A 15,633-nucleotide genomic window follows, 5' to 3' on the forward strand; every position below is an offset into this window, starting at 1 on the left:
TTGGCTCAGTTGCCCCAGCCTATCGGCTGGGTCTTTCGTCCAGCAGCGGGTCGAGGATGAACGGTCTCTTTTTGCCCTTGGTCGCCGCCGGTGCGGCGTCCGCGCCATAGGTGGGATTGAACACGCTCGGCGTCCTCTCGGCTTCGGTCTCGGTGTCGGTCGGTGGCGCGATGTTCGCCGTGGACGCGCTGGAGGCGGTCGGCGGCAGATCCAGCGGGCCCTTGCGGCCACAGCCGGCAAGCGCGAGCGCCGTCAGACTCAAGACAATGATGGCCCACCCCGAGCCGGCCGGGCGAAACTTTGACGTCACGACGAAATCCCCACTACGCGCGGCGCACCATACAGAGATTGGCGCGCTCTGGCGAGACCCGGATGATCATGAAACATAAGCGAAATTTTGCCCCTCAGCCCAATTTTCGCTCTTTTTCCAGTCGCTTCAGCCAGGCCTTGGCTTGCGACGCCACGTTCTTCGGCGCGGTGCCGCCGAAGCTGGTCCGGCTCTTCACCGACGATTCGACCGAGAGCACGCCGAGCACGTCTTTCGTGATCTTCGCTTCGATTGCCTGCATCTCCTTGAGCGGGAGCTCGTGCAGCGCCACGCCGCCCTCGGCGGCTTTCGCGACGATGCGGCCGGTGACGTGATGGGCCTCGCGGAACGGCATCTTCAGCGTCCGCACCAGCCAGTCGGCAAGATCGGTCGCGGTGGCGTAGCCCTCGCCTGCAGCAAGCTTCATCTTCGCTTCATCAGGCACGAGATCCCGGACCATGCCGGTCATGGCGCGGATCGCGAGCGACAGCGCGGCGAAGCCTTCCATGGCGCCCTGCTTGTCTTCCTGCATGTCCTTTTGATAGGCGAGCGGCAGGCCTTTCATCACGATCAGCAACCCATTGAGCGCACCGATCACGCGGCCGGTCTTGGCGCGCACCAGCTCGGCGGCGTCAGGATTCCGCTTCTGCGGCATGATCGAGGATCCCGTGGTGAACTTGTCGCTGAGGCGGATCATGCCGACCAGCGGCGAGGTCCAGATCACGATCTCCTCGGCGAAGCGCGACATGTGCACGGCGCAGATCGAGGCCGCCGACAGCGTCTCCAGCACGAAGTCGCGATCGGAAACCGCATCGAGCGAGTTGGCCATCGGACGATCAAAACCGAGCGCCTTCGCCGTGGCGTGACGATCGATCGGGAACGAGGTACCGGCGAGCGCCGCAGCTCCGAGCGGGGATTCGTTCAGCCGCTTGCGCGCGTCCTGGAAACGGCCGCGATCGCGCGCGGCCATCTCGACGTAGGCGAGCAGATGGTGGCCGAAGGTCACCGGCTGCGCGGTCTGCAGGTGCGTGAAGCCGGGCATGACCGTTCCGGCATGCTCCAGCGCGCGCTCGACCAGCGCCTGCTGGAACGCGGCGAGTGAGGCGTCGGTCTCATCGAGGACATCGCGGACATAGAGACGGAAATCGGTCGCGACCTGGTCGTTGCGCGAGCGCGCGGTGTGGAGGCGGCCGGCGGCGGGGCCGATCAGCTCGGACAGCCGGCTCTCCACATTCATGTGAATGTCCTCGAGCGCGCGCTTGAATTCGAAGCCGCCCTTGCCGATCTCTGACAAAATCGTGTCTAGACCCTTGCCGATATTTTTCGCATCAGAGGCCGTGATGATGCCCTGCGCGGCCAGCATCGCGGCGTGGGCCTTGGACGCGGCAATGTCCTGGGCAAAGAGGTGACGATCGACGTCGATGGAGACGTTGATCTCTTCCATGATCTCGTCGGGGCGTTCCGAGAACCGGCCGCCCCACATCTTGTTGCTCATGATCCCCTGCTCACGCCTTGCCTGTCGCCGCCGCACGTTTGCTGACGGCTGCCAGCCGTATTAAGAGGCCTCTGATAGCCATATCTGCGACCGGATGACAAACGATATGCTCGACCCCAACGACAGGCTCGACCAACGGACAGCACGGTCGGCCACGCGCCGTATCCCCGCCGTCATCGCCACCGTGGTGGTCGGGGGCCTGGCTGGCTTTGCCGCGCTGTACGGGCTGGGCCTGGGCCGGGCCCCATCCGGCGATCCCGCCTGCCGGGCGGCGGTGAACACCGCACAGAAGATCGCCCCGCTCGCCCATGGCGAGGTAGCGGCGCTGACCATGGCGACCGCACCGCTGAAGCTGCCGGACCTGGCCTTCGAGGACGCCGACGGCAAGCCAAAGAAGCTGTCGGATTTCCGCGGAAAGACGCTGCTGGTCAACCTCTGGGCCACCTGGTGCGTGCCATGTCGAAAAGAGATGCCGGCGCTGGACGAGCTCCAGGGCAAGCTGTCAGGCCCGAATTTCGAGGTGGTGGCGATCAATATCGATACCCGCGACTCCGAAAAGCCCAAGGCGTTCCTGAAAGAGGCCAATCTTGTCAGGCTCGGCTATTTCAACGATCAGAAAGCCAAGGTTTTTCAGGATCTTAAGGCGATAGGCCGGGCCTTGGGCATGCCCACCTCGGTGCTGGTCGATCCTCAAGGCTGCGAGATCGCGACGATCGCGGGGCCGGCGGAATGGGCGAGCGAGGATGCGCTCAAGCTGATCCGGGCTGCGACGGGCAAAGCCGCCGCGTCGTTCTAAGCGATGATGTTTAGGCGGTGACGTTGATGTTGCCGCCGACGCCGGCGCCGACATTGGCGAGCGAGGGCTGTCCGGCGCCGAGCAGCGTCAGGACGGTGGATTTCTCCGCATCCGCGTTCTGCTTCATCAGCGTCGCCGAGATATTCGACTGCAGCGCGCCTTGCTGAGAGGCCAGCATGCTGCTGACCATCGCCATCATGTCCATTACGCAAACCCTCGTACCGCGCGTAACCTAGAGGCGAGCGGTTAACGGGACATGAATTGTCACGAAGCGCTGTAGGGGGCTTTGTCCGTGTTCCGGACGCGGGCGGCACGAAGTGACGCACCGCAGAGCCGGGGCACGAGACCGCTTATCTCGTCGGAACCGGCTTGGCGCCGCGATAGTCATAGAAACCGCGTTGGGTCTTGCGACCGAGCCAGCCCGCCTCGACGTATTTCACCAGCAACGGGCACGGGCGGTACTTGGAGTCGGCGAGGCCCTCATGCAGCACCTGCATGATCGACAGGCAGGTATCGAGACCGATGAAATCGGCGAGCTCCAGCGGGCCCATCGGATGGTGCGCCCCGAGCTTCATCGCCGCGTCGATCGCCTCCACGTTGCCCACGCCTTCGTACAGCGTGTAAATCGCCTCGTTGATCATCGGCAGCAGGATGCGGTTGACGATGAAGGCCGGGAAATCCTCGGAGACCGCGACCTGTTTGCCGAGCTTGCCGACGAATTCCTTTGACGCCTCGAAGGTCTGGTCGTCCGTGGCGATACCGCGGATCAGCTCCACCAGTTCCATCAACGGCACCGGATTCATGAAGTGAATGCCGATGAAGCGTTCGGGCCGGTCGGTGGCGGCGGCGAGCCGGGTGATCGAGATCGAGGAGGTATCGGAGGCAACGATCGCCTCCGGCTTCAACACGGCGCAGAGATCGTGGAAAATCTTGCGCTTGACCTCTTCCTTCTCGACCGCGGTCTCGATCACGAGATCGCAGTCTGCGAGATCGTCCAGCTTTTCGCCGGCCACGATACGCGCCATCGCCTTGGCTTTGTCGTCCTCGCTAACGGCTTTCTTGGAGACCTGGCGCGTCAGGTTACCGTTGATCGTGGCCATGCCTGACTTGAGGCGGTCGGTCGAAATGTCGTTGAGCACCACGTCGAAGCCGGCCAGCGCAGCGACATGCGCGATGCCATTGCCCATCTGCCCCGCGCCGATCACGCCGACCTTCTTGATTACTGCCGCCATAATGTCATCCACCGGAACGGCGCGCTATCAACCGCGCCTGCCTATCCCCCGAGCCGGGAGATCCGATTTAATCAGAACCCGGCCTCGAAACCTAGATTGGATCGCTTCGAAGGCGTGTCCCACGCCAAAGAAAACGCCTCAAAAAGCAACACCGGCCGGAGTTTATAGCTCCGGCCGGTGTTTTAGCGCGTTTTACTTGCCGAGCTTGCCGAGTTCGGCGGTCAGCTCCGGAACCGCCTGGTAGAGGTCGGCGACCAGGCCGTAATCGGCAACCTGGAAGATCGGCGCGTCCTCGTCCTTGTTGATCGCGACGATCACCTTGGAGTCCTTCATGCCGGCCAGATGCTGGATCGCGCCGGAAATGCCGACCGCGACATAGAGCTCGGGGGCCACGACCTTGCCGGTCTGGCCGACCTGCCAGTCGTTCGGCGCATAGCCCGCATCCACCGCGGCACGCGAAGCGCCGACACCGGCGCCGAGCTTGTCGGCGAGCGGCTCGATGTACTTTGCGAAGTTCTCGCGGCTCTGCATGGCACGGCCACCGGAGACGATGATCTTGGCCGAGGTCAGCTCGGGACGGTCGCTCTTTGCGACTTCCTCGCCGACAAAGGACGACAGGCCCGGATCGGCCGCCGCCGCGACGCTCTCGACCGACGCGCTGCCGCCTTCGCCCGCTGCAGCGAAGGTGGAGGTGCGCACCGTGATGACCTTCTTGGCGTCCTTGGACTTCACCGTCTGGATGGCGTTGCCGGCGTAGATCGGACGCTCATAGGTGTCGGGGGCGACCACCTTGGTGATCTCCGAGACCTGCATGACGTCGAGCAGGGCCGCGACGCGCGGCATCACGTTTTTGAAGCGCGAGGTCGCGGGCGCGACGATGGCGTCGTAGCCGGGAGCCAGCGAGACGATCAGCGCGGCCAGCGGCTCGGCCAGATCGTGCGCGTAAAGCGCGCCGTCGGCGAGCAGCACCTTCTTCACACCGGCAAGCTTTGCGGCCGCGTCCGCCGCGGCCTTCGCATTCTCGCCGGCCACCAGAACCTCGACATCCGCGCCGAGCGCGGCCGCTGCGGTCAGGGCCTTGTTGGTCGCATCCTTGAGCGACGCATTGTCGTGTTCGGCAATCAGAAGCGTCGTCATCAGAGCACCCCGGCTTCGTTCTTGAGTTTCGACACCAGCTCGGCGACGTCCTTGACCTTGACGCCCGCCTTGCGGCCCGCCGGCTCGGTCGTGTTGAGAACCTCTAGGCGCGCGGTGAGATCGACGCCGTAATCGGCGGCGGTCTTGTCCGCTATCGGCTTCTTTTTGGCCTTCATGATGTTGGGCAGCGAGGCGTAGCGCGGCTCGTTGAGACGGAGATCGGTGGTCACGATCGCCGGTCCCTTCAGCTTCACGGTCTGCAAGCCGCCGTCGACTTCGCGGGTGACCTTGAAGTCGCTTCCTTCAACCTCGAGCTTCGAGGCGAAGGTCGCCTGCGACCAGCCGAGCAGCGCGGCCAGCATCTGGCCGGTCTGATTGCTGTCGTCGTCAATCGCCTGCTTGCCGAGAATGATCAGGCCCGGCTGCTCTTCGTCCGCAATCTTCTTCAGGATCTTGGCGACGGCGAGCGGCTCGACCGCGCCCTCGGCCTTCACCAGGATGCCGCGATCGGCGCCCATGGCGAGACCGGTGCGGATCGTTTCCGACGCCTGCGCCGGTCCGATGGAGACCACCACGACTTCGGTCGCCTTGCCGGCTTCCTTCAGGCGCAGCGCTTCTTCGACCGCAATTTCGTCGAACGGGTTCATGGACATTTTGACGTTGGCGAGTTCAACACCCGATCCATCGCTCTTGACGCGGACCTTGACGTTGTAATCGACCACCCGCTTTACCGGCACCAAGACCTTCATCGATCCTCTTTCACTCAATCTGGGAGGGGGTTATCAACTGGCGCGGAACCTAAAGGCCTGATCCGGCCCGGTCAACGCGCGAAGGGGTCTAATTTTGGCGCCCAGAAATGCGCGGCCCAATGGGTCAGCGGTTCTGGCCCGGAACCCAGAGCACGTCACCGGCGCCGTCATCGTTGGCGGCGCGGCTCGCCACGAACAGGAAGTCCGACAGGCGGTTCATATATTGGATGCCAGCGGCACCAACGGGCTCGTCCGGCCGGGCCGCCAGTTCCACCATCACACGTTCCGCCCTGCGGCAAATCGTACGGGCGACATGGAGGTAGGCGGCGGCTGGCGTGCCGCCCGGCAGCACGAAGGAGGTCAGGGGAGCCAGCTTGTCGTTGAGCGCGTCGATGTCGCGCTCAAGCCGCTCGACCTGGCTCGCCACCACCCGCAGCCGCTCCGCCTTGCCCTCGCGTTCGGGCACTGCGAGGTCCGCGCCGAGGTCGAACAGATCGTTCTGGATGCGGCCAAGCATCGCGTCGAGCTCGGGCGCATCCCTGGTGTGAAGCCGGACCACGCCGATCGCAGCATTGGTCTCGTCGACCGTGCCATAGGCCTCGATGCGCAGATCGCATTTCGGCCGGCGTTCGCCCGAGCCGAGCGCTGTCGTGCCGTCGTCACCGGTTTTCGTATAGATGCGGTTGAGCACGACCATGTTAACGCCCCATCGCCCACACGGCGACCATCGCGATGACGATCGCCACGAACTGAAGCAGCACGCGCCAGCGCATCAGCTTCTGCGAGGTGTTGGGCGAGCCGCCGCGCATCATGTTGATGAGACCGAGCAGCAGCATCAACGCCACGGCGCCGGCCGCAATCGGCAGGATAAAAGTACTCAGGAGAGATGCCATTCGAGGGTAGATAACACCCTGCGCGCCGGTCCGCCATGGCGTTCCCGATCTGGCTTTTAAGCCAATAATATCAGAAGCTAGCTGGATGATCTCCGATTTGCGCGCGTCGTCTGTCTTCTTCGCCTCTCCCCGCTTGTGGGGAGAGGCCGCAATGCGCGCGCAGCGCGGCTTACGGGTGAGGGAGAATCTCCACGAGCTCAACGGTCACCGTCCCCGCGGAGAGCCCCCCTCACCCCAACCCTCTCCCGGCAGGCGGGGAGAGGGAGCAGGACAGAGCCAGCCGTGAAAGCCGTCCGCACCATCTACGTCGTCGTGATGGACGCGTTCTACACGTTCCTCGCCGATGACGGCTGGGCGATCGCGAGCCATATCGCGCTGTCGACACTGATGGCGCTGTTCCCGTTCCTGATCGTGCTGACCTCGCTCGCCGGCTTCTTCGGCTCCAAGGAACTCGCCGATCAGGCTGCCAGCCTGATGCTCCAGGTCTGGCCCAAGCAGGTCGCGGATTCAATCTCGGGGGAAGTCCACGACGTGCTGACCACGACCCGCACCGGCCTATTCACCATCGGTGCGGTGCTGTCGGTCTACTTCGCCTCCAACGGCGTCGAGGCGCTACGGGTCGCGCTCAACCGCGCCTATGCGGTGGTGGAGATGCGGCCCTGGTACTGGCTACGGCTGGAATCGATCGCCTACACGCTGATTGCGGCCTTCACCGCGCTCGCCATGGCATTCCTGATCGTGCTCGGGCCGCTGCTCATCGAGGCCGCGCGTGCGCACATTCCGCTGTTCGTTGAATCCAACGAGAGGATCCTCACCTGGCTGCGCTACGGCATCACCGTCGCCGCGTTGGTGGTGGCGCTGATCATCCTGCATACCTGGCTGCCGGCGGGACGGCGCCGGTTCCTCCAGATCCTGCCCGGCATCGTCTTCACCATCGTGGCGTCGCTGATCTCGGGCATCGTGTTCGGCCAGTACCTCGCGCGCTTCGCCAACAATTACGTGACGATGTATGCGGGGCTCGCCTCGGTGATTATCGCGCTGGTGTTCCTGTACTTCATCGCCGCGATCTTCGTTTTCGGCGGCGAGCTCAACGCCGCGATCATCAAGTCGCGGCTTCCTCACGGCGTGTCGCTGCAAGCAGCGCAGTCGCTAGCGCCCGCGGAGACACAGGCTTGACCAGAAATGCGTCGGCGCCGGCCTCGCGTGAGGCGACTTCGTCTTCGCCGCGACCTGACACCCCGATGATGGGGATCTGAGCCAGCGGCGTCGCCATGGTGCGGATCCGCCTGATCGCCTCGACGCCATTAATGCCCGGCAGCACCATATCCATCAGCACCGCGTCGAAGGCGCCCTGCGCGAGCCGGTTCACCGCGTCCTCGCCGCGCCCAATGAACTCGGCATGATGACCGAGCTCGGTCAGGATGGTGTTGAGCACGACGCGCCCGAACGGATTGTCCTCGACGCTGAGCAAGCGCAGCGCCGGGACCGCATCCATCTCGGCTTCGCCCTTCGACTTGCGGGACTTGCCCGATCCCGTGGCACACACCGACACCGTCAACGTGAAGGTGGCGCCGCCGCCGGGCCGAGGGGCGACCGTGATGTCGCCGCCCATCGCGCGCGCCAGTTGCTTCACCGACGACAGACCCAGGCCGGCGCCGCCAAAGCGCGAGGCAATGGTGACATTGGCTTGGGTAAACGGCCGGAACAAGCGCTTGATCTCGGCCATGGTGAGGCCGATGCCGCTGTCGGACACCGCGAAGGCGACACCGACGCTGCCTTTGCCCTTTGCTTTGCCTTTGCTCTTGGTCTTGCTCTTGACGGAACGCCAAGGCGCGACCGTGAGCGCCACGCCGCCGTGCTCGGTGAATTTCACGGCATTGTCGATCAGGTTCTCGAGCGCGGCGCGCAGGCGGACGGGATCCCCGACTACCAGCCCCGGCAGCTTCTCCGAGATATCGACTTCGGCCTGGAGACCCTTGGCCGCGGCGCGACCGGCCAGCGAATCGCCGGCGTTGCGGGCGAGGGTCCGCAGGTCGAACAAATCCTGCCGCAGCGAGCTTCCACCTCCGACGCTTTTGCCGGTCCCCTTGCCGGTTCTGGCGGCATCGACGAACAGGGTGGCAAGGTTCGCCAGATGCTCGGCACCGGCCTTGATCGTGTCGGCCCAGCGTCTTTCCCGTTCGCCGAGATCCGAAGTCGCGAGCAAGTCGCTGATCGCGAGAATGCCGGTCAGGGGGGTGCGGACCTCATGGGCGAAGGCGGCAAGCGCGGCCTGGACGACGTCCGGCTCGGCCCGCTTGATGCTGCGCTTGCGCAACCGGGCGGTCGGCCCGGAGCGCTTCCGAGCCACTCGCTTGGACGTCCCCGTAGTGCGCGCTCCGCGCGTTTTCGCCGCCATAACTCCCCTTCGAAGTATCCCCCTTCGAACCCGGGCCGTGAGGTGAGCATGGCACGGCGGAACACCCGGAGTCACGGCGGCGTTTGGCTAACCCCCAGAGAAACTTAACCTAATCCCACCAGCTGGCGGATACCGGCCGGCGTGGCGCCGGCAGCGCGCAATTCACGTAGGCCGGTCGAGCTGGTTGATTTCGACAGCTTCCGGCCGGCCTCGTCACGAAGTAGCCCATGGTGACGGTAGACGGGTTCGGGCAGGCGGAGCAGAACCTGAAGCAGACGGTGGACCGAAGTGGCGTGGAACAGGTCCTGGCCCCGCACGATCTCGCTGACGTCCTGGAGCGCATCGTCGACAACGACGGACAGATGATAGCTGGTCGGCGTCTCCTTGCGGGCCAGAATGACGTCCCCCCAGGCTTCTGGCCGCGCCGGGACGACGCCACGCTCACCATCGGGCCCCACGCCCAGTTCGTTCCAGCTCAGGCCGGCGGCGCGGCGGCAGGCGGCCGCCATGTCGAGCCGAAGCGCATAAGGCGCGCCGGTGTCGATGAGGCGGTCACGCTCGTTGGCGAACAGCGATCTGGCGGCGCCGGGATAGAGCGGCGCGCCATCGGGATCGCGCGGCCACGGCCCATCCGCTTCACGCGCCGCAACCTGCCTTGCGATCTCGGCGCGGCTTTCGAAGGCGGGATAAACCAGGCCGAGCGCCGAGAGCCTGTCCAGCGCCGTCCGATACGCGTCGAGATGCTCCGACTGCCGCCGCACCGGCGTCTCCCAGGCAATGCCGAGCCAGGCGAGGTCTTCGTAGATCGCAGTCTCATATTCCGGCCGGCAACGCGTCGCGTCGATGTCCTCAATGCGGAGCAGCAACCGCCCGCCAGTCTCTCGCGCGCGGTCGGAATTCAACAGCGCTGAATAGGCGTGGCCGAGATGCAGGTAGCCGTTCGGACTGGGGGCAAATCGGAAAACGGGTGGCGACATATGCACAAATCTCGTCATGGCCGGACTTACCCGATCATCCATCTCCAACACTCTGTTACGATAGGAGATGGATGCGCGGGTCAAGCCCGCGCATGACAAGTTGAGCAAGCGATGACCATCCACCTCGAGACCCAGTCCGACCTCGAAGAAGCCGTCCACGCGCTGGTCAAGCGCGATCCGCGCCTCAAGCCCGTGCTCGCAATCGCCGGCATGCCGGCGTTGCGGCGGCGCGAGCCGGGCTTTGCGGGGCTTGCCCATATCGTCTGCGGGCAGCAGCTCTCCACAGCCAGCGCCGCGGCGATCTGGGGGCGGCTGTCGGCGGCTTTCGATCCATTCGACCATGACGCGGTCCGCCGCGCCCGCACCGACCGGCTGGGGCGGCTCGGCCTGTCCGCAGCCAAGATCAAGACGCTGAAACATCTCGCGCGCGAGATCACCGCACAGCGGCTGAACCTCGACGTGCTCGCCGAAGAAGACGCCGATGCCGCGCATCACACGCTGATCGCACTGCCCGGCATCGGACCCTGGACTGCGGACGTCTATCTGCTGTTCTGCCTCGGCCATGGCGACGCCTGGCCGGCCGGCGATCTCGCCGTCCAGGAAGGCATCCGCATCGGGCTCGGCTTGCAGGCGCGGCCGACGGAGAAGCAGATGGCGCCGCTCGCCGAACCCTGGCGCCCCCTGCGCGGCGCGGCGGCGCATCTGTGGTGGAGCTATTATCGCGCGGTGAAAAAACGCGAAGGCGTGCTCGCCGGATCAGCTTAGCCCCGCAGCCTAACGCGATCGGTCCGGGCGCAATCGGCGACGAAGTCGACCACGGCCCGCACCGCCGGCAGCTCGACGAGGTCGGGATGGGCCAGCAGCCACAGGTCCGCCACGCTGGCGAGCTTCTGCGGCGCGACGCGCACGAGATCGGGATAACTTTCGGCGACAAAGCACGACAGGGCGGAGATTCCGAGTCCGGCGCGGACCGCCGCCAGCATGTCGCCCTGCGACGAGCAGCGCATCACCACCCTGGCCTGACGCGTGACGACGTCGCTCCAGCGCGCAAGCTGGATGTTGGAGGTCTGGTCGGCGAAACCGATGACGCTGTGCCCCTTCCACTCGCCGCGCCGTTCCGGCAAGGACCGCCCGCCGGCGTAGTCCCGCGAGGCGTAGAACCCGGTGCCGAGACGGCCGATCTTGCGGCCGACCAGATTTTCCTCGCCGCTGTCGAAGGGCCGCAGCACCACGTCCGCCTCGCGCCGGCGCACGCTCGCCGGAAACGGATGGGTGATGATCTCGAGCTGGACGTGATCATGCGCGCGCAGGAAAGCAGGCAGGCACGGCATCAGCCAATGCGACGCCAGCGTCGCCCCGATCGACAGCTTGACGGTCCCGCGCGCCTTATGCCCTCCGGCCGAGACTGCCGTCTCCGCCCGCAGCGCGGCCGCCGCCATCGCCTCGGCGTGCTCGCGCAATGTCCGTCCATCCGCGGTCAGCGCCAGGCCGTCGGCGGCGCGTGCCACCAGCCTGGTGCCGAGCTGGGCTTCCAGCGCCGCGATCTTGCGACTGACGGTGGGATGGCTGCTGTGCAGCCGGCGTGCCGCGCCGGTGAAGCTGCCGGTTTCGGCGACGGCGACGAAGGTCTTGCAAAGGTCCCAGTCCATAAGCGGCCTCTGTTCAAATCTGAATAGTCGTCCGTTCAATATTGAACGATCGGAGGCCGCACTCCAACCCCTATAATGGCGTCAAATGAAACATGGGCGGCAACTCGCCCGCGACGACCAACAGGGAAACGCCTCGTCATCCGCCTGCCGGCGGGCTGCGTTTCCGGGAGGACATCATGGCGCTGCCCGCTCTCTTGAAGGATTCGCTCGAGCTGCCCGTGGTCGGCTCGCCGCTCTTCCTCGTCTCCGGTCCCGAGCTGGTGATCGCCCAGTGCAAGGCCGGTGTCGTCGGCTCGTTTCCGGCGCTCAATGCCCGTCCGGTGGAAAAGCTCGACGAGTGGCTGAACCGCATCGAGGACGAACTCGGCGAATACAAGTCGCGCAATCCCGGCAAGAAGGTCGCGCCCTACGCCGTCAACCAGATCTGCCACGCCTCCAACGACCGGCTGATGAAGGACATGGAGACCTGTGTGAAGCACAGGGCGCCCATCATCATCACCTCGCTACGGCCGCCCGCCGAACTCGTCGAGGCCGCGCATTCCTACGGCGGCCTCGTGTTCCACGATGTCATCAACGTCAAGCACGCGCGCAAGGCGTCAGAGCAAGGCGTCGACGGCCTGATCCTGGTCTGCGCCGGCGCTGGAGGACATGCAGGAACGCTCTCGCCTTTCGCATTGGTACGAGAGGTCAAGCAATGGTTCGGCGGCGCGATCCTGCTGTCGGGCGCAATCAGCGATGGCTTCGCGATCGCCTCCGCGCTGACACTGGGCGCCGACCTCGCCTATATGGGCACGCGCTTCATCGCGACGAAGGAAGCCAACGCCGACGAAGCCTACAAGTCCGCTTTGACACGGCACGCTGCGCACGACATCGTCTACACCAACCTCTTCACCGGCGTGCACGGCAACTATCTCGGCCCTTCGATCGCTGCGGCCGGGCTCGATCCGGACAATCTGCCGGCCGCCGACAAGACGAAGATGAACTTCGGCTCCGGCGGCAACATGAAGTCCAAGGCGTGGCGCGACATCTGGGGCTCCGGCCAGGGTATCGGCCAGATCGCCGACGCGCCGCCGGTCGCCGAGCTCGTCGACCGGATGAAACAGGAATTCGACCAGGCCCGACAGGATTTCCTGATGCGCGTCAGCGCCTGACGTCTCAGACCGACAATAAAACGGGAGGACACCATGAAGCTGGCAGCCGCACTGATCGGCATGTCGCTGCTGACGCTCGCTGGCGGCAGCGCCCACGCCGAAGGCAGCGACGAGATCCGCATCGGGCAGACCCTGCCCTACAGCGGTCCGGCCTCTGGCTTCGGCGCGATCGGACGGACGCAGGAAGCGTTCTTCGAGAAGGTCAATGCCGAAGGTGGCATCAACGGCCGCAAGGTCAAGTTCATCACGCTGGACGACGCCTATTCGCCGCCGAAGACCGTCGAGCAGACCCGCAAGCTGGTGGAGCAAGAGGAGGTGCTGATGATGTTCGGCTCGCTCGGCACCGCCACCAATAGCGCCGTGCAGCGCTATCTCAACGCCAAGAAGGTGCCGCAGCTATTCGTGCTCTCCGGCGCCACCAAATGGGCCGATCCACAGAAGAACCCGTGGACGATGCCGGGCATGGCGGCCTACGAATCCGAGGGCGTGGTCTACGCCAAATATATTTTGCAGGCCAAGCCCGACGCCAAGATCGCGATCCTGTCGCAGAACGATGATTTCGGCCGCGATTATGTGGCGGGGTTCAAGCGAGCGCTCGGGCCCAAGGCCGCAAGCATGATCATCGCGGAGGCGAGCTACGAGACCAGCGCGCCGACGATCAGTTCGCAGCTCTCGACGCTGAAGGCGTCAGGCGCCAACGTGCTGTTCGGCGTCGTGCTCGGCAAGTTCACCTCGCAGATGGTCAAGGGCGTGGCCGAGATCGGCTGGAAGCCGGAGCTGTTCTTCGTGCCGACCTCGGCGTCGTCGATCTCGTTTCTGGAGCCGGCGGGCCTCGACAACGCCGTTGGTCTGATCTCGTCGAGCAACCAGAAGGACACGATGGATCCGCAATGGGCCGACGATCCCGGCGTGAAGGAATACTTCGCCTTCATGAAGCGCTACATGCCGACCGCGGACCTCTCCAACTCCAACTACGCCGCGGGCTATCACTATGCCACGCTGCTGATGACGGTGCTGAAGGCGTGCAAGGATGATATCAGCCGCGACAACATCATGCGCCAGGCGGCCTCGTTGAAGGACGTGACGTTGCCGCTGCTGCTGCCGGGAATGGCTGTTGCGACCGGCCCCGACGACTATCTGCCGTTCCAGCAGCTTCAGCTCCGGCGCTTCAATGGCAAGAGCTGGGTCAGCTTCGGCGACGTGCTGGATGATCGCTAGACGAGCGGAATGAGGAGACGCCATGATCATCAGCGGCGAACGCCAGATCAGCTATGACGACATCCGGGCCCGGATCAAGCGGGCGATGAGCGGCTTCCGCGCCCTGGGGCTCGCCGAGGCCGCGCCGGTCGCGATGATGCTACGCAACGATTTCGCCCTCTTCGAGGTGGTTGCGGCCTCCGCCGCGCTGGGCAGTCCGGTGGTGCCGATCAACTGGCATCTGAAAGCCGAGGAGGTCCGTTACATTCTGGCCGACAGCGGGGCGAAGATCCTGGTCTGCCATGCCGATTTGCTGCCGCAGATCCGTGAAGGCATACCTGCCGATGTCCTTCTCCTGGTCGTCGCGACCCCGCCCGAACTCGCAGCGACCTTCTCGATCCCTCGGGAGCTGACCGAGATCCCGGTGGGACTGACCGATTGGGACCGCTGGCGCGACGACCATCCGCAAGCGCAGGAGCCGCCGCGGCGCGCGGCAGCAATGATCTACACATCGGGGACAACGGGCATGCCGAAGGGCGTGCGGCGCATGCCGACGCAGCCCGAACAGGCGGCCGCCTCGGAACGTGTGGGCGGGATCGCCTACGGCATCAAGCCGCGGGAAGACCAAATCGTGCTGATCAACGGGCCGATGTATCACTCGGCGCCGCATTCCTACGGCATGCTGGCGTTCCGCAGCGGTTGCACCATCATCCTCCAGGCGCGGTTCGATGCCGAGGAGCTGCTGGCGCTGATCGAGCGCCACCGCGTCACGCACATTCACATGGTACCGACCATGTTCGTCCGGCTGCTGCGGTTGCCCGAAGCGGTCAGGCAACGTTACGACCTGTCGTCCCTGCGTTTCGTCGTGCACGGCGCCGCGCCCTGCCCGCCAGACGTCAAGCGCGCTATGATCGACTGGTGGGGACCGGTCATCAACGAATATTTCGGCTCGACGGAGACCGGGATCCCGGTGTGGCACTCGGCCGAGGAAGCCCTGAAGAAGCCCGGCACGGTCGGCCGCGCCATCGAAGGCGGCATCGTCAGGATCTTCCGCGATGACGGCAGCCAGTGCGGTGCCAACGAAGTCGGCGAAATCTACATGCGCCAGACGGCAGTGCCCGATTTCGACTATCACGGCAGGTCGCAGGCAAGGGCCGAGGCCGGCCGTGACGGCCTCGTCAGCGTCGGCGACGTCGGTTACCTCGACGTGGACGGCTATCTGTTCCTGTGCGACCGCAAGCGCGACATGGTGATCTCCGGCGGCGTCAACATCTATCCCGCGGAGATCGAGAACGTGCTGATCGGAATGCCCGGCGTGCGCGACTGTGCCGTGTTCGGCATCCCGGACGCGGAATTCGGCGAACGGCTGTGCGCCTTTGTCGAGCCTGAATCCGATGCCGAGCTCTCGGCCGACGCTGTCCGATCGTTCCTGCGCGAGCGGCTTGCCAATTTCAAGGTGCCAAAGGACGTCGAATTCCGCGACGCTCTGCCGCGCGAGGCAACGGGAAAGATTTTCAAGCGCAAACTGCGGGAGCCCTATTGGGCGGCGTGAAAGCAGGCGACGCGTCCGAGAGAGCGCGACCGTATAAACGGGAACGAATGGCAATCGTTCCTGGGCCTCTTCAATATCGACCAGTTTGAAGACCCGCGCT

17 protein-coding genes are annotated in these 15,633 nt (G+C 65.0%); 6 read left to right on the forward strand and 11 right to left on the reverse strand.

Translation table 11 applies throughout. The features are described 5' to 3' along the window. Positions 1-19: 19 nt before the first annotated feature. Complete coding sequence (locus tag BRA1253DRAFT_RS20050) at positions 20-310, reverse strand: lipoprotein (protein WP_007597331.1); 291 nt, start codon at positions 308-310, stop codon at positions 20-22. Between the two features lie 94 nt (positions 311-404). Beyond that, entirely contained in the window at positions 405-1,802 is a 1,398-nt protein-coding gene (gene argH, locus BRA1253DRAFT_RS20055; RefSeq protein ID WP_007597336.1) for an argininosuccinate lyase, read from the reverse strand. A 106-nt stretch (positions 1,803-1,908) separates the two neighbouring features. Here argH and BRA1253DRAFT_RS20060 point away from each other — a divergent pair, with 106 nt between their 5' ends. Continuing rightward, positions 1,909-2,598 carry a TlpA disulfide reductase family protein gene (locus BRA1253DRAFT_RS20060; protein WP_007597337.1) on the forward strand — a complete coding sequence of 230 codons (690 nt, stop codon included), beginning with the start codon at positions 1,909-1,911 and terminating at the stop codon, positions 2,596-2,598. 10 nt (positions 2,599-2,608) lie between these two features. Here the strand turns inward: BRA1253DRAFT_RS20060 and BRA1253DRAFT_RS20065 are convergent, their stop codons facing one another. From BRA1253DRAFT_RS20065 to BRA1253DRAFT_RS20090, 6 genes are all read right to left on the reverse strand, one after another. After that, on the reverse strand, positions 2,609-2,803 hold the full coding sequence (locus BRA1253DRAFT_RS20065; RefSeq protein ID WP_007597338.1) for a hypothetical protein: 195 nt from the start codon (positions 2,801-2,803) through the stop codon (positions 2,609-2,611). A 145-nt stretch (positions 2,804-2,948) separates the two neighbouring features. Beyond that, the gene (locus BRA1253DRAFT_RS20070; RefSeq protein ID WP_007597339.1) at positions 2,949-3,830 is read right to left on the reverse strand and encodes a 3-hydroxybutyryl-CoA dehydrogenase; all 882 of its coding nucleotides are present in this window, start codon (positions 3,828-3,830) and stop codon (positions 2,949-2,951) included. 192 nt (positions 3,831-4,022) lie between these two features. Then, complete coding sequence (locus BRA1253DRAFT_RS20075) at positions 4,023-4,967, reverse strand: electron transfer flavoprotein subunit alpha/FixB family protein (protein WP_007597340.1); 945 nt, start codon at positions 4,965-4,967, stop codon at positions 4,023-4,025. Beyond that, a complete protein-coding gene (locus tag BRA1253DRAFT_RS20080; RefSeq protein WP_007597346.1) occupies positions 4,967-5,716 on the reverse strand; it encodes an electron transfer flavoprotein subunit beta/FixA family protein in 750 nt (249 codons plus the stop codon). The genes BRA1253DRAFT_RS20075 and BRA1253DRAFT_RS20080 overlap by 1 nt, the downstream gene beginning before the upstream one ends. Positions 5,717-5,840: 124 nt before the next feature. Further along, positions 5,841-6,413, reverse strand: coding sequence for a cob(I)yrinic acid a,c-diamide adenosyltransferase (locus tag BRA1253DRAFT_RS20085; protein ID WP_007597347.1), 573 nt, complete (start codon positions 6,411-6,413; stop codon positions 5,841-5,843). 1 nt (position 6,414) lies between these two features. After that, positions 6,415-6,609, reverse strand: coding sequence for a twin transmembrane helix small protein (locus tag BRA1253DRAFT_RS20090; RefSeq protein WP_007597355.1), 195 nt, complete (start codon positions 6,607-6,609; stop codon positions 6,415-6,417). Positions 6,610-6,891: 282 nt separating this feature from the next. Between BRA1253DRAFT_RS20090 and BRA1253DRAFT_RS20095 the strand changes: the two genes are divergently transcribed. Then, entirely contained in the window at positions 6,892-7,785 is an 894-nt protein-coding gene (locus tag BRA1253DRAFT_RS20095) for a YihY/virulence factor BrkB family protein (RefSeq protein WP_007597357.1), read from the forward strand. Here BRA1253DRAFT_RS20095 and BRA1253DRAFT_RS20100 read toward each other — a convergent pair. Together BRA1253DRAFT_RS20100 and gluQRS are read right to left on the reverse strand one after the other, a co-directional pair. Beyond that, entirely contained in the window at positions 7,712-9,007 is a 1,296-nt protein-coding gene (locus tag BRA1253DRAFT_RS20100) for an ATP-binding protein (protein WP_007597358.1), read from the reverse strand. The two genes, BRA1253DRAFT_RS20095 and BRA1253DRAFT_RS20100, sit on opposite strands and share 74 nt — an antisense overlap. A 104-nt stretch (positions 9,008-9,111) precedes the next feature. Then, positions 9,112-9,984, reverse strand: a complete 873-nt coding sequence (gluQRS, locus tag BRA1253DRAFT_RS20105) for a tRNA glutamyl-Q(34) synthetase GluQRS (RefSeq protein ID WP_007597359.1) — start codon at positions 9,982-9,984, stop codon at positions 9,112-9,114. Between the two features lie 111 nt (positions 9,985-10,095). On the opposite strand from gluQRS, the gene BRA1253DRAFT_RS20110 reads away from it, so the two are divergent. Further along, a complete protein-coding gene (locus BRA1253DRAFT_RS20110) occupies positions 10,096-10,749 on the forward strand; it encodes a DNA-3-methyladenine glycosylase (RefSeq protein WP_007597360.1) in 654 nt (217 codons plus the stop codon). Here BRA1253DRAFT_RS20110 and BRA1253DRAFT_RS20115 read toward each other — a convergent pair. Then, complete coding sequence (locus tag BRA1253DRAFT_RS20115) at positions 10,746-11,633, reverse strand: LysR family transcriptional regulator (protein WP_007597361.1); 888 nt, start codon at positions 11,631-11,633, stop codon at positions 10,746-10,748. The two genes, BRA1253DRAFT_RS20110 and BRA1253DRAFT_RS20115, sit on opposite strands and share 4 nt — an antisense overlap. A 176-nt stretch (positions 11,634-11,809) precedes the next feature. Between BRA1253DRAFT_RS20115 and BRA1253DRAFT_RS20120 the strand changes: the two genes are divergently transcribed. Genes BRA1253DRAFT_RS20120 through BRA1253DRAFT_RS20130 form a run of 3 tightly spaced genes read left to right on the forward strand, consistent with a single transcriptional unit; the run spans position 11,810 to position 15,533 of the window. After that, positions 11,810-12,784, forward strand: a complete 975-nt coding sequence (locus BRA1253DRAFT_RS20120) for a nitronate monooxygenase family protein (protein WP_007597362.1) — start codon at positions 11,810-11,812, stop codon at positions 12,782-12,784. Positions 12,785-12,817: 33 nt separating this feature from the next. Beyond that, positions 12,818-14,002 (forward strand): ABC transporter substrate-binding protein, encoded by a 1,185-nt coding sequence (locus BRA1253DRAFT_RS20125; protein WP_007597363.1) that lies wholly within the window; start codon positions 12,818-12,820, stop codon positions 14,000-14,002. A gap of 22 nt (positions 14,003-14,024) precedes the next feature. Beyond that, complete coding sequence (locus tag BRA1253DRAFT_RS20130; protein ID WP_007597365.1) at positions 14,025-15,533, forward strand: acyl-CoA synthetase; 1,509 nt, start codon at positions 14,025-14,027, stop codon at positions 15,531-15,533. The last annotated feature ends 100 nt before the right edge of the window (positions 15,534-15,633 follow it).

This window comes from Bradyrhizobium sp. WSM1253 (assembly GCF_000244935.1).
Classification (GTDB): Bacteria; Pseudomonadota; Alphaproteobacteria; order Rhizobiales; family Xanthobacteraceae; genus Bradyrhizobium; species Bradyrhizobium canariense.

Excerpts from the sequence above, each read along its gene's own strand:
- BRA1253DRAFT_RS20060 (WP_007597337.1), top strand. The coding sequence starts at position 1,909 with ATGCTCGACCCCAACGACAGGCTCGACCAACGGACAGCACGGTCGGCC.
- BRA1253DRAFT_RS20075 (WP_007597340.1), bottom strand. The coding sequence starts at position 4,967 with ATGACGACGCTTCTGATTGCCGAACACGACAATGCGTCGCTCAAGGAT.
- BRA1253DRAFT_RS20085 (WP_007597347.1), bottom strand. The coding sequence starts at position 6,413 with ATGGTCGTGCTCAACCGCATCTATACGAAAACCGGTGACGACGGCACG.
- gluQRS (WP_007597359.1), bottom strand. The coding sequence starts at position 9,984 with ATGTCGCCACCCGTTTTCCGATTTGCCCCCAGTCCGAACGGCTACCTG.
- BRA1253DRAFT_RS20080 (WP_007597346.1), bottom strand. The coding sequence starts at position 5,716 with ATGAAGGTCTTGGTGCCGGTAAAGCGGGTGGTCGATTACAACGTCAAG.
- BRA1253DRAFT_RS20090 (WP_007597355.1), bottom strand. The coding sequence starts at position 6,609 with ATGGCATCTCTCCTGAGTACTTTTATCCTGCCGATTGCGGCCGGCGCC.
- BRA1253DRAFT_RS20070 (WP_007597339.1), bottom strand. The coding sequence starts at position 3,830 with ATGGCGGCAGTAATCAAGAAGGTCGGCGTGATCGGCGCGGGGCAGATG.
- BRA1253DRAFT_RS20100 (WP_007597358.1), bottom strand. The coding sequence starts at position 9,007 with ATGGCGGCGAAAACGCGCGGAGCGCGCACTACGGGGACGTCCAAGCGA.
- argH (WP_007597336.1), bottom strand. The coding sequence starts at position 1,802 with ATGAGCAACAAGATGTGGGGCGGCCGGTTCTCGGAACGCCCCGACGAG.
- BRA1253DRAFT_RS20110 (WP_007597360.1), top strand. The coding sequence starts at position 10,096 with ATGACCATCCACCTCGAGACCCAGTCCGACCTCGAAGAAGCCGTCCAC.
- BRA1253DRAFT_RS20120 (WP_007597362.1), top strand. The coding sequence starts at position 11,810 with ATGGCGCTGCCCGCTCTCTTGAAGGATTCGCTCGAGCTGCCCGTGGTC.
- BRA1253DRAFT_RS20130 (WP_007597365.1), top strand. The coding sequence starts at position 14,025 with ATGATCATCAGCGGCGAACGCCAGATCAGCTATGACGACATCCGGGCC.
- BRA1253DRAFT_RS20065 (WP_007597338.1), bottom strand. The coding sequence starts at position 2,803 with ATGGACATGATGGCGATGGTCAGCAGCATGCTGGCCTCTCAGCAAGGC.
- BRA1253DRAFT_RS20115 (WP_007597361.1), bottom strand. The coding sequence starts at position 11,633 with ATGGACTGGGACCTTTGCAAGACCTTCGTCGCCGTCGCCGAAACCGGC.
- BRA1253DRAFT_RS20125 (WP_007597363.1), top strand. The coding sequence starts at position 12,818 with ATGAAGCTGGCAGCCGCACTGATCGGCATGTCGCTGCTGACGCTCGCT.